The 14,252-nt window shown below is 61.9% G+C and carries 12 protein-coding genes; 6 read left to right on the top strand and 6 right to left on the bottom strand.

Annotation, left to right across the window (positions count from 1 at the left end; all coding sequences use genetic code 11):
* Window positions 1-15 precede the first annotated feature (15 nt).
* Window positions 16-2,457 (bottom strand): glycogen/starch/alpha-glucan phosphorylase, encoded by a 2,442-nt coding sequence (locus tag AC07O2_RS13505; protein WP_495076256.1) that lies wholly within the window; start codon window positions 2,455-2,457, stop codon window positions 16-18.
* A gap of 211 nt (window positions 2,458-2,668) precedes the next feature.
* On the opposite strand from AC07O2_RS13505, the gene glgC reads away from it, so the two are divergent.
* The 5 genes from glgC to AC07O2_RS13480 all read left to right on the top strand — a co-directional run bounded on the left by glgC (window position 2,669) and on the right by AC07O2_RS13480 (window position 9,267).
* Window positions 2,669-3,937: a glucose-1-phosphate adenylyltransferase gene (glgC, locus tag AC07O2_RS13500; protein ID WP_495076255.1), complete on the top strand. Its 1,269-nt coding sequence runs from the start codon at window positions 2,669-2,671 to the stop codon at window positions 3,935-3,937.
* Window positions 3,934-5,397, top strand: a complete 1,464-nt coding sequence (gene glgA / locus AC07O2_RS13495) for a glycogen synthase GlgA (protein WP_495076254.1) — start codon at window positions 3,934-3,936, stop codon at window positions 5,395-5,397. Before glgC ends, glgA begins: the two co-directional genes overlap by 4 nt.
* Before the next feature lie 108 nt (window positions 5,398-5,505).
* Window positions 5,506-6,903, top strand: coding sequence for a phosphomannomutase/phosphoglucomutase (locus AC07O2_RS13490; RefSeq protein ID WP_495076324.1), 1,398 nt, complete (start codon window positions 5,506-5,508; stop codon window positions 6,901-6,903).
* A 30-nt stretch (window positions 6,904-6,933) separates the two neighbouring features.
* The gene (waaC, locus tag AC07O2_RS13485; protein WP_495076253.1) at window positions 6,934-7,965 is read left to right on the top strand and encodes a lipopolysaccharide heptosyltransferase I; all 1,032 of its coding nucleotides are present in this window, start codon (window positions 6,934-6,936) and stop codon (window positions 7,963-7,965) included.
* 6 nt (window positions 7,966-7,971) lie between these two features.
* Window positions 7,972-9,267, top strand: coding sequence for a 3-deoxy-D-manno-octulosonic acid transferase (locus AC07O2_RS13480; RefSeq protein ID WP_495076252.1), 1,296 nt, complete (start codon window positions 7,972-7,974; stop codon window positions 9,265-9,267).
* Window positions 9,268-9,282: 15 nt separating this feature from the next.
* Here the strand turns inward: AC07O2_RS13480 and AC07O2_RS13475 are convergent, their stop codons facing one another.
* The 5 genes from AC07O2_RS13475 to AC07O2_RS13455 all read right to left on the bottom strand — a co-directional run bounded on the left by AC07O2_RS13475 (window position 9,283) and on the right by AC07O2_RS13455 (window position 13,373).
* Window positions 9,283-10,605 carry a TolC family outer membrane protein gene (locus tag AC07O2_RS13475; protein WP_495076251.1) on the bottom strand — a complete coding sequence of 441 codons (1,323 nt, stop codon included), beginning with the start codon at window positions 10,603-10,605 and terminating at the stop codon, window positions 9,283-9,285.
* 16 nt (window positions 10,606-10,621) lie between these two features.
* Window positions 10,622-10,963 carry a rhodanese-like domain-containing protein gene (locus AC07O2_RS13470; protein WP_495076250.1) on the bottom strand — a complete coding sequence of 114 codons (342 nt, stop codon included), beginning with the start codon at window positions 10,961-10,963 and terminating at the stop codon, window positions 10,622-10,624.
* 5 nt (window positions 10,964-10,968) lie between these two features.
* Window positions 10,969-11,634 (bottom strand): protein-L-isoaspartate O-methyltransferase family protein, encoded by a 666-nt coding sequence (locus tag AC07O2_RS13465; RefSeq protein WP_495076249.1) that lies wholly within the window; start codon window positions 11,632-11,634, stop codon window positions 10,969-10,971.
* Window positions 11,635-11,772: 138 nt separating this feature from the next.
* Window positions 11,773-12,453 carry a TetR/AcrR family transcriptional regulator gene (locus AC07O2_RS13460; RefSeq protein WP_495076248.1) on the bottom strand — a complete coding sequence of 227 codons (681 nt, stop codon included), beginning with the start codon at window positions 12,451-12,453 and terminating at the stop codon, window positions 11,773-11,775.
* Between the two features lie 137 nt (window positions 12,454-12,590).
* Window positions 12,591-13,373, bottom strand: coding sequence for a YdcF family protein (locus AC07O2_RS13455; RefSeq protein ID WP_495076247.1), 783 nt, complete (start codon window positions 13,371-13,373; stop codon window positions 12,591-12,593).
* Between the two features lie 149 nt (window positions 13,374-13,522).
* Here AC07O2_RS13455 and msrA point away from each other — a divergent pair, with 149 nt between their 5' ends.
* Window positions 13,523-14,098 carry a peptide-methionine (S)-S-oxide reductase MsrA gene (msrA, locus tag AC07O2_RS13450; RefSeq protein ID WP_495076246.1) on the top strand — a complete coding sequence of 192 codons (576 nt, stop codon included), beginning with the start codon at window positions 13,523-13,525 and terminating at the stop codon, window positions 14,096-14,098.
* Window positions 14,099-14,252: the final 154 nt, after the last annotated feature.

The raw sequence follows: 14,252 nt of genomic DNA, 5'->3' as shown, positions 1-14,252 counted from the left end.
GTCACCGCACGTGTCTTATAGCGCGCCCGATGCATCCGGTGTGATGTGCCAGATTTGTTTTGCGTACTCTCGGATCGTACGGTCGGATGAGAACACCCCCATGCCCGCCACGTTGCTGATAGCCTTGGCGCACCAAGCCGCCGGCTGGCGGTACAGCGCATCCACCTCAGATTGCGTCGCTACATAGGATGTGTAGTCGGCCAGCAGCAGGTAGTGGTCGCCACCCCACAGCAGCGAGTCCACCAGTGCGCGGTAGCGGCCGGGTTCGTCCGGCGAGAACTGGCCGCCGGCTATTGCGTCCAGTACGGCTTTCAGCTGCGGCGTGCTTTCGTAGTAGCGCATGGGCTGGTAGCCGCTTTGCTTCAGGGCTTGCACCTCGGGGGTCTTCAGGCCAAAGATGAAGATGTTGTCGTCCCCCACGTTCTGGCGTATTTCGATGTTGGCACCATCGTCCGTACCGATGGTCAGCGCGCCGTTCAGGGCCAGCTTCATATTGCCGGTGCCGGAGGCTTCGGTGCCGGCGGTGGAAATTTGTTCGGACAGGTCGGCGCCGGGCATGATGACTTCGGCCACCGAGACGCCGTAGTTGGGCATGAATACCAGCTTGAGCTTGTCGCCAATCCGCGGGTCGTTGTTGATGACCGTACCCACATCGTGGATCAGCCGGATGATGGACTTGGCTGCCACATAGGACGAGGCGGCCTTGCCCGCGAAGATCACGGTACGCGGCACCCAGTCGGCGTTCGGGTTGGCCAGAATGGCCTGGTAGCGTGTCACCACGTGGAGCACGTTGAGCAACTGGCGCTTGTATTCGTGGATGCGTTTGACCTGCACGTCGAACAAGCTGTCCGGGCTAACGGTGATACCAGTGCTGTGCTGTATGGCGGCGGCCAGGTGGACCTTGTTGGCGCGTTTGACGGTCATAAAGGACTTTTGAAAGTCCGCATCGTCCTTCTTGGCCTTCAGCTTCTGCAACTGGTCCAGATCCTGGCGCCAGCCCTTACCAATGGTGTTGTCCAGCAAGGAGGATAGGCCTGGGTTGGCCTGGGCCAGCCAGCGGCGCGGAGTCACGCCGTTGGTCATATTGGTGAAGCGGTCGGGCCAGATGCTGGCGAAGTCGGCGAAGATGGTTTGCACCAGCAACTCGGAGTGCAATGCTGACACGCCGTTGACCTTGTGGCTGCCGACGATGGACAGGTGCGCCATACGTACCCGGCGCTCACCTTGCTCGTCGATCAGCGACAGGCGGGCCAGGAAGCCGTTGTCGCCCGGGCGGTGGGCGGCGGCGATGTCCAGAAATTCCTTGTTGATGCGGAAGATGATTTCCAGGTGGCGTGGCAGCACATGCTGCATCAGGCTCACCGGCCAGGTTTCCAGCGCTTCCGGCATCAAGGTGTGGTTGGTGTACGAGAAGGTCTTGCAGCAGATGCTCCATGCCTTGTCCCAGGGCATGCCTTGCTCGTCGCACAGCACGCGCATCAGCTCGGCAACGCCTATGGCCGGATGGGTGTCGTTTAGGTGGATGGCCACGTGTTCGGCCAGGTTGTCCAGCGACGGGTGTTCAGCCAGATGCCGTGCCACCAGATCCTGCACCGAGGCGGCTACAAAGAAGTACTCCTGCTTCAGCCGCAGCTCGCGCCCGGCGGGCGTGCTGTCGTTGGGGTAGAGCACCCAGGAGATGTTTTCGTACTCGTTCTTCAGGCTGGCGGCGCGTGCGTAGTCGCCTGTGTTGAAGGCGTTCAAGTCGATGTGGGCTGGTGCCACGGCTTTCCACAGGCGCAGCGTGCTGACTTTGGGCGTACCGTGGCCGGGCACCACCATGTCATAGGCTTTGGCCGCCACTTCACCCGCATGGCGCCAGACGGAGGCGCCGTCCACATGCTCTACCCAGCCGCCAAAGCGCACCGGGTAGCTGATGTCTGCACGCGGGAATTCCCAGGGCGTGCCGTTTTCCAGCCATGGATCGGGGTACTCCATCTGCGCGCCGTTCTGGATATCCTGCGCAAACATGCCGTATTCGTAGCGGATGCCGTAACCGAAGGACGGCAGACCCACGGTGGCCATGGAATCCAGAAAGCAGGCTGCCAGGCGGCCCAGGCCGCCATTGCCCAGCGCGGCATCGGGTTCACGGTCGGCCACGGTTTCCAGGTTTTGGGCGAATCGGGTCAGGCCTTCTGCGGCACTGCCACGCAGCTCCAGGGCGCCCAGGGCGTTGGACAGGGTGCGGCCCATCAGAAATTCCATGGACAGATAGACCACGCGGCGGGCCTTCTGGGATTTTTCCTGATTTTGGGTTTGCACCCAGCGTGCTGAAAGTTGTTGCCGTGCAACATGCGAGCTTGCGAGCATCAGGTCGTGTGCGGTTGCATCGGCCGGAGATACGCCTACGGTGTGCAGCAGATGCTGTTCAATGGCGGTATGGATATCGTCAGCGGAGGGGGTAATACACTGGGGCACAGGGGCATCCTTTGTCGAATGTGGTCAAGGCTGTCGCACTCCATTTGGAGGCTTTTTTGCAGAGTCTAAGCGCTTTGGATTTCTGAAATAGGCTTATTTGTTGAATTTTCGCATGCAGGGTTGGGCTGTAGGATTTTTTCGGCTTCGAGGTTTAAGATGTTGGCGGTAATCGGAAAGCCAATCAACAATTAATTTCTTCTGGAGACATTTGATGCAAAAAAATGATTTGGCACTCGGGCTGGATTTGCCCAAGCGGGCCATCGCATTGGTACTGGCCGGCGGACGCGGCAGCCGCCTGATGAACCTGACCGATAGGCGTGCTAAACCGGCGGTCTACTTCGGCGGCAAGTTCCGTATTGTTGATTTCGCACTGTCGAACTGTTTGAACTCCGGTATCCGCCGCATTGGCGTGATCACCCAGTACAAGTCGCACAGCCTGCTGCGCCATTTGCAGCGTGGCTGGGCCTTTCTGAAGAATGAGATGAACGAGTTCGTGGACCTGCTGCCGGCCCAGCAGCGCAACGACAACGAAAACTGGTACCGCGGTACCGCCGACGCGGTCTATCAAAACCAGGACATTCTGGAAAGCTATGGTGCGGACTACATCGTGGTGCTGGCCGGTGACCATATCTACAAGATGAATTACGCCCTGATGTTGGCCGACCACGTGGCCAAAGGGCGGGAATGCACCGTGGGTTGCATTGCTGTACCGCGCAGCGAGGCATCTGCCTTTGGTGTGATGGCCGTGGGCGACAACAGCCTGATCACCGAATTCCTGGAGAAGCCGGCCGACCCGCCGGCCATGCCCGGCAGTACGGACATGTCTCTGGCCAGCATGGGCATCTATATCTTCAATGCCGCCTATCTGTATGCCGAGCTGGAACGCGATATGGCGGACCCGGAGTCCAGCCACGACTTCGGCAAGGACATCATTCCGCGCGCGGTGCGCAACGGCAATGCATCGGCCCACCCGTTCTCTTTGAGCTGTGTGCCCAATGCGGATGATGAGGAGCCTTACTGGCGTGACGTGGGCACCATTGATGCTTACTGGGATGCCAATATCGATCTCACAGCCACGGAACCGAAGCTGAACCTGTACGACACGCACTGGCCCATCTGGACTTACCAGGCGCAGCTGCCGCCCGCCAAGTTCGTGCACAACCAGGATGACCGGCGCGGCCTGGCGATCGAATCCATGGTGTCGGGCGGTTGCATCGTGTCGGGCAGCGTGTTCCGTTCCGTGCTGTTCTCCAGCGTGCGGGTGCATTCCCATTCCAGTGTGAATTGGTCGGTACTGTTGCCGGGTGTACAGGTGGGCCGTGGAGCACGTATCACGCGGGCTGTCATAGACCGTGGCTGCGTCATTCCCGACGGCATGGTGATCGGTGAAGATGCCGTGCTGGATGCGGAGCGCTTCCACCGCAGTGAAAATGGCATTACTTTGGTGACACCCTCCATGTTGAAGAAGTTGGCCGGATGAAAGTATTGCAAGTAGGCGCCGAGGTTTTCCCTCTGGTCAAAACAGGTGGCTTGGCGGACGTCATGGGGGCTTTACCCCAGGCCTTGATTGCGGCGGGGGCTGATGTGCGTCTTCTGCTGCCGGGCTTTCCAGCCATTCTGGCAGGGCTGAAGAAACCCGCACTGGTGTGTGAGCTCGGTGCCGTGTTTGGTGCGGGGCGGGTACGTTTGCTGCGTGGCACCCTGGCCGTCAGCGGTGTGCCGGCCTACGTGGTGGATGCCCCGTATTTTTACCTGCGAAAAGGTAATCCTTATTTGGCGGCAGACGGATCCGAGTGGCCGGACAACGCGCAGCGCTTTGCCTTGCTGGGCTGGGCGGCGGCCCAGGTGGCCTCTGGTGGCCTGGATCCGGCCTGGGAGCCCGATGTGCTGCACGCCCACGATTGGCACGCTGCCATGGCGTGTGCCTACGTTGCGGCGAACCCAGGGGGCCATGTGGCGACGGTATTTACCGTGCACAACCTGGCCTACCAAGGGCTGTTTGATGCCAGGGACTTTCATCTACTGGGTTTACCCATCCGGTACATGGACCCTACGCGACTGGAGTACCACGGCAAGTTTTCATTCATGAAGGCGGGTTTGACCAGCGCGCGCTGCATCACCACGGTCAGCCCCAGCTACGCCCAGGAGATCGCAACCTCCGAGTTCGGCTGCGGTTTGGATGGGGTGGTGCGCTCACGCGGCGCAGATGTCTCCGGCATCCTGAACGGGGTGGATGACGCGGTGTGGAACCCGTCCACCGACAAGGATATTCCCGCTCGCTATTCCGCATCCGATCTGGCTGGCAAGGCCGTATGCAAGGCGGCGCTGCAAAAAGCCCTGGGTTTGCGGGTGGATGCCAAGGCACCACTGTTTACCCTGGTGAGCCGTTTGACGCAGCAAAAAGGCCTGGACCTGGTGCTGGCCGCCATACCCGAGATGCTGGCGGCAGGTGCGCAGCTGGCGGTGCAGGGGACGGGTGATGCCGTGCTGGAAAAGGCCTTCAGGGAAGCCATGGCTGCATATCCCGGCGCCATGGCGGTGCGCATAGGTTATGACGAAACCTTTGCCCACCAGATGATTGCCGGGGCGGACGCTATGCTGGTGCCATCCCGTTTCGAGCCCTGTGGCCTGACCCAGCTGTATGCCTTGCGCTACGGCACTGTGCCCGTGGTCCGCCATGTGGGCGGTTTGATCGACACGGTGGTGGATGCGGATGCGTCCAGCCTGCAGGCGGACACCGCAACGGGCTTCATGTTCGGCCCCGCGACCCGCGAGGCTTTGGCCTTGGCGGTGCACCGTGCCGTGCAGGACTTTGCGCTGCCGGATGTGTGGAAGCAGCTGCAACGCCGTGGCATGGCGCAGAACTTTTCATGGGCTGCAGCGGCTACGCAATACCTTGCGTTGTACCAAGCTTTGGGTGTGTCGGCACAGGCTGCGTAGCTGGTGGATTGCAGGCCTGTCAAAACGGGCTTGCGAAAAACCTACAATTCGCGCTCGTGGTCTGGCCCTCTGGGTCGGATGTCTGATTTACCCGACCTCATCTACACCATGCACATTGCCAATTCCATCTTCAAAGCCTATGACATCCGCGGCATCGTGCCGACCACGGTAGACGAAGCGGTTGCAGAGGGAATCGGTAGGGCGTTCGGCACGATTGCGCTGGCCGAGGGGGAGAAGGTCATTGCTGTCGGGCGCGATGGCCGTTTAAGCGGCCCCAGCCTGGTCGCCGCACTGATCCGTGGCCTGGTTGCGGTGGGTGTGGAAGTGATTGATGTGGGCGCCGCCACTACGCCCATGCTGTATTTCGCGGCGTACACCCTGTGCCGCAGCGGTATCCAAGTCACCGGCAGCCACAACCCCAAGGACTACAACGGTTTCAAGATGATCATGGGTGGGCGTGCCATCCATGGTGAGGAAATCCAGGCGCTGCGCCGCATGATGGAAGCGGAAACCTGGGTATTCCAGGCCGGTGGCTCGGTACGCCAGGTAGATGTGCTGCCTGCCTACACCGCGCGCATCGTCTCCGACATCCAATTGGCCCGGCCGATGAAGATCGTGGTTGACTCGGGCAACGGCATTGCCGGCGCTTCGGCCCCCGCCATTTTGCGGGCCATAGGCTGTGAAGTGGTGGAGCTGTTCAGCGAGGTGGATGGCAACTTCCCCAACCACCACCCGGACCCGAGCAAGCCCGAGAACCTGGAAGACCTGATTGCCGCGCTGAAGACCACGGGCGCCGAGCTGGGCCTGGCTTTCGATGGCGATGGCGACCGCCTGGGCATCGTGACACAGGACGGCAGCAATATTTACCCTGACCGCCAGATGCAGCTGTTCGCCGAAGACGTGCTGCGGCGCGTGCCCGGTGGCACCATCTTGTTCGATGTGAAGTGTTCGCAGCGTCTGGCACCGGCGATTGCTGCCGCCGGTGGCCATCCGCTGATGTTCAAGACCGGCCATTCGCTGATCAAGGCCAAGATGAAAGAGATCGAAGCTGCGGGTGGCCAGGCGCCGCTCGGTGGCGAGATGAGCGGCCATATCTTCTTCAAGGAGCGCTGGTTTGGCTTCGATGACGGCACCTATGCCGGCTGCCGTCTGCTGGAAATCCTGAGCCAGTCGCCCGACGCCAATGCGGTGTTGCATGCCTTGCCGACCAGCTTCTCCACGCCTGAGCTCAATGTGCCCTGCCATGAAGGCGAGCCGCCCCGCGTGGTGGCGGAAGCCTTGCGTTTGGTGGATTTCGCCGCGCCTGCAGTGGTCAGCACCATCGATGGTTTGCGCGTGGATTGGCCGGACGGCTTTGGCCTGATCCGCGCATCCAACACCACTCCTGTGCTGGTGCTGCGTTTTGAAGGCCACACCCAGGCGGCGCTGGACCGCATCCAGGCCGATGTGTTGGCGCTGCTGCGCCGCGTCAAGCCCGATGCCAGTTTTGCAGCCTCTGCCCACTAAGGTGGCTGCTGGCGTCTGCAGGTATCTGGCATGAATGTTCTGATCGTCAAATTGTCTTCTCTTGGTGACGTGGTGCACGCCATGCCGGCTGTGCAGGACATACTCTCTGAGTTGCCCGGTACCCAGGTGGACTGGGTGGTCGAACCGGGTTTTGCACCGCTGGTGCGCCGCTGTGAGGGCGTGCGCCGGGTGATCGAGTGCGACTTGCGCCGCTGGCGCAAGACCGTGTTTACCGTGGACACGCGCAATGCTTGGCGTGCCTTTTCGGCCGACTTGCAGCAGGAGACCTATGACGCGGTGCTGGACCTGCAGGGCCTGAGCAAATCCGCGCTGGTGGCCAAAATGGCGCGCCTGAGCCCGGACGGCCTGCGTTATGCCCTGGCCAACCAGACCGAGGGTTCCAGTTTTGAGGCGCCTACCCGCTGGGTGGCCGATGTGGCCATTCCCGTGGAGCCGCGCATCCACGCCATCAACCGCTCCCGCGTGATGTGCGCCCGGGCCTTGGTGTACGCATTGCCGGAGAAGGTCAATTTCGGCCTGGTGTCGCATTCCAGCATGGATGTGAACGCGATCAAGAATATTTCCAACAACTTCTTCGATTCTGGTGCCACGTCTCCCGCGCCCGTGGTGGCATTTGTGCACGGCACGTCTCGCGCCGACAAGCAATGGCCGGTGGAGCATTGGTTGGACCTGGGACATCGCATGAATGCCTTGGGCTATACCGTGGCTTTCACGCACGGCAATGATGAGGAGTTGTGGCGCAGCGAAAGCATTGCTAGCCGGCTGACGCAGGCGGTGGTCTGGCCCCGCATGAAGGTGGACGCGCTGACCGATGCCATGTCCGAATGCATGGGCGTGGTGGGCGTGGACAGTGGCCTGAGCCATATCGCCGTGGCGCTGGATCTGCCGCATGTGCAGATATATAACTTCGACACCGCCTGGCGTACCGGCCCGCTGCAGAGCGACCACCAGATCAGCGTGGTGTCTGACACCACGCCCACGGTCGATGCGGTCTGGGGCGCCTGGATGCAGGCCTCGGCCCTGGCGGCGCTGCGAGACTGAGTACTCTTGGTTCGCTCCTTGTATTCCCTGCTGCTGTGGCTGGCCAGTCCCTTGCTGCGCCGCAAGCTGCGTCTGCGCGCCGTGGCAGAGCCCGGCTATGCAGAACACATATCCGAACGTTTTGGCCACTACACCCAGGCGCCCAGCACAGGCTGGGTGTGGGTGCACGCGGTTTCGCTGGGGGAGACCCGGGCCGCCGCCATTTTGCTGGCAGCCTTGCGCAAGGAGATACCGGACCTGCGCCTGCTGCTGACCCATGGCACGGCCACCGGCAGGGCTGAAGGCCGCGCTCTGCTGCGTCCGGGTGATGTACAGGTGTGGCAGCCCTGGGATAGTCTGGGCGCCGTGCAGCGCTTTGTGAGTCACTTTCAGCCGCGTATCGGCATCCTGATGGAAACCGAGATCTGGCCAAACTTGTTGGCCGCTTGCCGTAGCGTAGCCATACCAGTGGTGCTGGCCAATGCCCGGCTCAGCGAAAAATCCTTGCGCCAGGCCCAGCGGCTGGCTTGGTTGTCGCGGCCGGCCTATGGCGCGCTGAGCGCGGTGTGGGCGCAGACTGAGGCGGATGCCCAGCGCTTCGTTGCAGCCGGCGCGCCCAGGCCCCAGGTGCTGGGTAATTTGAAGTTCGATGCCAGCCCGGATGCCGCCCAGTGCGCCCGAGGCCGCAACTGGCGCCAGGCGGCGGGCCGTACGGTGGTTTTGTTGGCCAGTGCGCGCGAAGGCGAGGAGCGCATGCTGCTGGAAGCCCTGAAGTCTTTTAAGGCTCTGGCGCAGGATTCATCTGCGCTGGGTGCTATTAAAATGGGAGCAAGCGGTGTGCGGTGGCTGATCGTGCCGCGCCATCCGCAGCGTTTTGACGAAGTGGCCGCGCTGGTACAGACCTACGGTTTGAGCGTGTCGCGCCGCAGCCAGTGGCAGGACGCTCCGATCGAGGCCGATATCTGGCTGGGGGATTCCTTGGGTGAGATGGCGCTGTACTACGGCCTGGCCCATATGGCTTTGTTGGGCGGAAGTTTCGAGCCATTGGGCGGGCAGAACCTGATCGAGGCCGCGGCCTGTGGCTGCCCCATGGTGCTGGGGCCCTCTACCTTCAATTTTGCAGAGGCGGCTGAATTGGCAACCCAGGCCGGTGCGGCCTACCGGGTGGCCGATATGCCCGCGGCGCTGGAACAGGTGCGGGCCTGGTGCCAGGCGCCGGATCAGCTGGCTGCTGCCGCGGCAGCCGGGCCGGCATTTGCCGCAGCCCACCGCGGAGCGGCGCAGAAGACGGCCGCCGCGATCAAGGCCTTGTTACAGGCCTGAGGTTTTAGAACGTTCTTAGTGGGCCAGCAGGGCGTTCACTGCCTGCAGGTCTTCTGGCTTCAGGCTTCCGCTGGCTTGGCGCAGCTTCAGCGAACCCACCAGCACGTTGTAGCGGGCCTGGGCCAGACTTTGCTTGGTCTGGTAGAGCTGGCTTTGCGAGTTCAACACATCGATATTGATGCGCACGCCGACTTGGTAGCCCAGCTTGTTGGCGTCCAGTGCGATCTGGCTGGAGCTTTCGGCGGCCTCCAAGGCCTTGACCTGGGCCAGGCCGGACAGCACGCCATAGAACGCGGTGCGGGTGGATTGTGTGACCGCGCGCCGGGTTGCGTCCAGGTCGGCCTGGGCCTTGTCTTCCAATGACAAGGTTTCGCGTATACGGTTCTGGACAGAGTAGCCGGCAAACAGTGGAATGGTCAGGCTCAGGCCCACCACGGCGGTGTTGTTGCGCGAGTTGGACGGCAGGCTGGAGGTGCCGTTGGGGTAGCGGTTGACGTTGTAGGCGGCCGTCAGGTCCAGGGTGGGCAGATTGCCAGCTTTGGCCTTCTGGGTTTCCAGGCGTGCCACATCCAGTGCCACCAGGGCCTGCTGCACGTTCGGGCTGGCGCCTTCGGCCTGGCTGACCCATTTATAGACATCGGCTTCTTCCACGTTGGGCAGCACGGCGGGCTGGGCTAGCGGCGTGGGCTGGGCATTGGTTTTGCCGACGATGGTGTCCAGCGCTATTTTTTTCACCAGCAGGTCGTTGTCGGCCGCGATCTCCTGGGAGCGGGCCAGGTCGAATCGGGCCTGGGCTTCGCGGGTATCGGTGATGGTGGCCGTGCCGACTTCGAAGTTGCGCTTGGCAGAAGCCAGTTGCTCCGCCACAGCGGCCTTCTGGGCGCGTACAAAGGTCAGGGTATCGCTGGCGGCCAAGACGTCGAAATAGGCTTGCGCCACGCGCACCACCAAGTCTTGTTCGGCCACGACCAGTTGCGCCTGGGCGACTTCTACCGACTTCTTGCCCTGCTCATAAGTGATCCAGTTGGCCGGGCGGTACAGTGGCTGCGTGCCGCTGAGGGCTGCAGTCTGGGTGGTGTAGTCCTTGTCCAGCGTGGGATTCACACTGTCGAGCAGGTTACGGTTCAGCCCGGCGGACAGGCCTGCGGTAGGCAGGATGCCAGCCTTGGCTTGGTCGGCCTTTGCCAGATTGGCGTCGTACTGCGCCTTGGCCGACTGGTAGGTTGCATCCGTGGCGCGGGCGGAGTCATACAGCTCCTGCAGACTTTGCGCATGGGCTGAGCCGGCAAAAATGGCAGCCACGGCCAAAGCGAGCGCGCCGAGCGGGAAACGTTGCATGTTCATCCTTGTCATGTCAGTAGCGGGGCACACGGGTATCCAGCTGTTGCGACCATGCATCTATGCCGCCGGCAATGTTCACCACTTGCTCGAATCCGCTCTGCAGCAAATACATGGCGACCCGCTGGCTGCGCGCGCCATGGTGACAGAGACAGGCCACGGGTTGCGCGGGGTCCAGCTCCGCCAGGCGTGCCGGGATTTCGCCCATGGGTAGAGTCACCAGGCTAAAGCCTTCTGGCTGCACGCTGGCGGTTTGCCATTCCCAGGGCTCCCGTACATCCAGCACAACCGGCTTTGCCGTGGAGGGAAGGCTTTGCAGCCACTGGGCCAGTTGGGCGGGGGTGATCTGGTCGAGCATGGGGTTCAGAAATGGAACTTCGAGGGTTCTGGGAAATGTGCCAGCCGGGGGGCGACGATATCCCAGGGGGTGGTGGTCTGGTAGCTGGTGGTGCTGGTGCGGGTGATGATATGGGCTTGCATCACCGGGTCTTGGCCCACGATGGCAAACAGGCGGCCGCCCACCTTGAGCTGGGCTTTCAGTACTTCAGGCACCGAAGCCACAGAGCCGCTGAGCACGATGACGTCAAAAGGACCGTCGCCGACCGCGCCCTGGGCGCCGTCGGCCTGGCGTACTTCCACGTTGTGCACACCGGCGTCACGCAGGTTCTTGCGGGCCAGGCTGGCGAGTTCCGGCAGGATTTCCAGGGACAGCACGCTTTGCGCGCAGGCACCCAGCAGGGCGGCCATGTAGCCGGAGCCGGTGCCGATTTCCAGCACTTTTTCGTGTTTCTGGATTTTCAGGTCCTGTAGTGCGCGAGCCTCGACCTTGGGCGACAGCATGCATTGGCCACCGGGCAGGGGCGCTTCCATGTCGATGAAGGCATAGGCCTGGTGCTCGGGCGGGAGGAACTTTTCGCGCTTGACGATAGACAACAGAGCCAGGATCGAGGCGTCCAGCACATCCCAGGGGCGGATCTGCTGCTCGATCATGTTGAAGCGGGTTTTTTCAATCTGGGCGGTGGTGGTCATGGTGGGTCTCTGTGGCGAAGGCGAAATAAGCTCTGGATTTTAGGGGTGGAATATGGCGGGTTCGGCGGGCAGCTAGGCCATTTACTTTCCGGTCGTGCCTTGGCATGGGCGGCGATGTGTGTGTCGATAGCTAAAGTTTCATGTGGTGGCGGCTCCGGAGGGCTCGGGGCGGGCGCGCAGCCCGTTCAGCATGATGCGCACCTGCGAGGCGATGTACTGCTCGGGGGTAAACGGCTGCTGGGTGCAGGGGTGGCTGCCATCGGCACGCTGGCCCACCGACATGAATATCAGTGGCGCAGTCACGCTATAGGTGGCCAGGTCCAGGTTGAGCGGCGCGAATTCGCCGCTGTCCACACCGCGTTGCAGTATCTTGCGCACCAATTGCTGGTAGGGGTGCACCACTTCGTCCTGGTAGAAGGTGGCCATTTCCGGGAAGTTATGGGCTTCCAGCAGCATCAGACGGCTAATGCCTGCGGCTTTGGTCCGGCCTACGCGCTCCCACCAGGTCAGCATGCCGTGCTCCAGCAGGCTGGCGATGCTGCCGGTGTATCCATCCACTTCGCCGTTCAGTTCGTGGAAATGGCTAGTCAGGCTTTGCCGAACTACGGCTTTGAACAGTTCTTCCTTGCTGGAGAAGTACAGAAACAGCGTGCCTTTGGACACGCCGGCGCGCAGGGCGACTTCTTCCACACGGGTTGCGGCAAAGCCTTTTTCAACAAAGATGTCCAGTGCCGCTGCCAGCAGTTCACCCGGGCGCGCTTCTTTGCGCCGCGCACGTTTGGCGGTAGGGGGGGGCAGGGACTCTAGGCTGGGGGGCATTTTACTGACTGGTTGGTTATTAATATAGCCCGTTACCGATGCAGCGTCAACGTTCGGGCTGTACGGGCTGGGCTTGGGCTGGCACATGCGGGATTTGTTCCCGCAGTCATGACATGCCTTAGATCGTAAACACGTTCTTATATGCGCCCTGCAACCTGCATGCCTAGCCATTCCCGCAGGATTTCGCGCGAGGACTGCAAGCCACTGCCGGAGGGCAGCCATTCCAGCAATGTGCGCTGCTGCGGCAGGGTAAAGCCGGTGGGGGCGGGCACGACCTGCAAGCCGGCCCGTTCGAAGGCCTGCACGGCGCGCGGCATATGCCAGGCGTGGGTTACCAGCGCGATGCGCTGCACGCCGTCGTGTGCCAGCAGCCGCTGCATTTTCTGAGCGTTTTCCACGGTGTCGCGGGATTGGTCGTCTACCCAGCGCAGGTTGCCGCCCAGTTCTTTCGACACCATGGCCTTTGCCACATCGCCTTCCGACATGGCGCTGGTGCCGCTATTGGCCCAGCCCACGCCGCCTGCAAACGCCAGTGGCAGGCTGGATTGGCGCGCCAGCCAGACGCCGTAGCGCAGCCGCGCAGCGGTTTGGGCCGAGGGCTGGGCCGCGCCGTATTCGGGTGCGCTGGGCTGCACGCCACCGCCCAGCACCACAATCGCCTGGACCTGGTGGGCCTGCAGGTAGCTGGGTGCAGTGGCGGGTGGAATGGCTGCAACCTGCGGCAACAGGGTCTGCGCCAGCCAGACCGCCACTACATTGCAGCTCAGCAGCCACAAACCTGCTAGGGCCAGCACGGCGATGCCCCGGCCCAGCCATTTGCGTCGCCGCGCCAGCACGCTGGCCAGAGCCGCCAGCAACAAAGGCCCGGCTGGAGGCATGGCCAATGCTGTCAGTATGGGTTTGAGTTCACTTGGATTCATTTGCTCTTGTATTGATAGCTGTTGGTGCAGGCAATTCGTGCGCTACACCATGTTTTGCTTTGTATCGAAGCTGGCTGCTTTCCAGTCGGGGCAGGGGGCAAGGTGAGTGTACAAGTCGGGCGCTGTTGAATCGGTGTACAAAGTAGCTTATGCAAAATTCGCCGTCCTCCACATCCTCGTCCAGTGCCGCCCAACGTGAGTCCATCACCTTGGGCGGCGGTTGTTTTTGGTGCACCGAAGCCGTGTTCGTCCAGGTGCGCGGCATTACCGATGTAGAAAGCGGCTATTGCAACGGCACGACCCAGAATCCCAGCTATGAGGCCGTGTGTAGCGGCCAGACCGGCCATGCCGAAGTGGTCAAGCTGGAGTTTGATCCGGCCCAAATCAGCCTGCGTGAGATTCTGGAAATCTTCTTCGTCATCCATGACCCGACCACGCTGAACCAGCAAGGCCACGACGTAGGCACACAGTACCGCAGCGGCATCTACGTGAATTCGCCCGACCAGCAGGAAGTGGTGCAGTCTGTGCTGCGTGAGGTCAACGACAGCAAGACCTATCGCCACCCAGTGGTGACCGAGGTGCTGCCCCTGGCCAACTATTGGCCCGCCGAGGAATACCACCAGGATTACTTTGAAAAGCACCCCAGCCAGGGCTACTGCCTGATGGTGGCTGCGCCCAAGGTGGAGAAATTCCGCAAGACCTTCAGCCGTCTGGCCAAGAGCTGATTGCTCTACTTATAGGAGCGCCTGGCGCAGCTTTCATCTGCGCTAGCGCCGGTTTTCTTGTGTGAGCATGCGGCGCTGCACCCCTAAAGCCATGTAGAGGGACGTGGGGCCATATGCGCGTCTGGGTGCGTAACGGGGCCCCAGCCCTTAAAAT

Source organism: Rhodoferax sp. GW821-FHT10B06 (genome assembly GCF_059415605.1).
This window is presented reverse-complemented; position numbering and strand designations above follow the sequence as displayed.

What these genes read in the sequence shown, in the direction of transcription:
- glgC (WP_495076255.1), top strand. Translation starts at nt 2,669, where the DNA reads ATGCAAAAAAATGATTTGGCACTCGGGCTGGATTTGCCCAAGCGGGCC.
- glgA (WP_495076254.1), top strand. Translation starts at nt 3,934, where the DNA reads ATGAAAGTATTGCAAGTAGGCGCCGAGGTTTTCCCTCTGGTCAAAACA.
- AC07O2_RS13490 (WP_495076324.1), top strand. Translation starts at nt 5,506, where the DNA reads ATGCACATTGCCAATTCCATCTTCAAAGCCTATGACATCCGCGGCATC.
- waaC (WP_495076253.1), top strand. Translation starts at nt 6,934, where the DNA reads ATGAATGTTCTGATCGTCAAATTGTCTTCTCTTGGTGACGTGGTGCAC.
- AC07O2_RS13475 (WP_495076251.1), bottom strand. Translation starts at nt 10,605, where the DNA reads ATGCAACGTTTCCCGCTCGGCGCGCTCGCTTTGGCCGTGGCTGCCATT.
- AC07O2_RS13470 (WP_495076250.1), bottom strand. Translation starts at nt 10,963, where the DNA reads ATGCTCGACCAGATCACCCCCGCCCAACTGGCCCAGTGGCTGCAAAGC.
- AC07O2_RS13465 (WP_495076249.1), bottom strand. Translation starts at nt 11,634, where the DNA reads ATGACCACCACCGCCCAGATTGAAAAAACCCGCTTCAACATGATCGAG.
- AC07O2_RS13460 (WP_495076248.1), bottom strand. Translation starts at nt 12,453, where the DNA reads ATGCCCCCCAGCCTAGAGTCCCTGCCCCCCCCTACCGCCAAACGTGCG.
- AC07O2_RS13455 (WP_495076247.1), bottom strand. Translation starts at nt 13,373, where the DNA reads ATGAATCCAAGTGAACTCAAACCCATACTGACAGCATTGGCCATGCCT.
- msrA (WP_495076246.1), top strand. Translation starts at nt 13,523, where the DNA reads ATGCAAAATTCGCCGTCCTCCACATCCTCGTCCAGTGCCGCCCAACGT.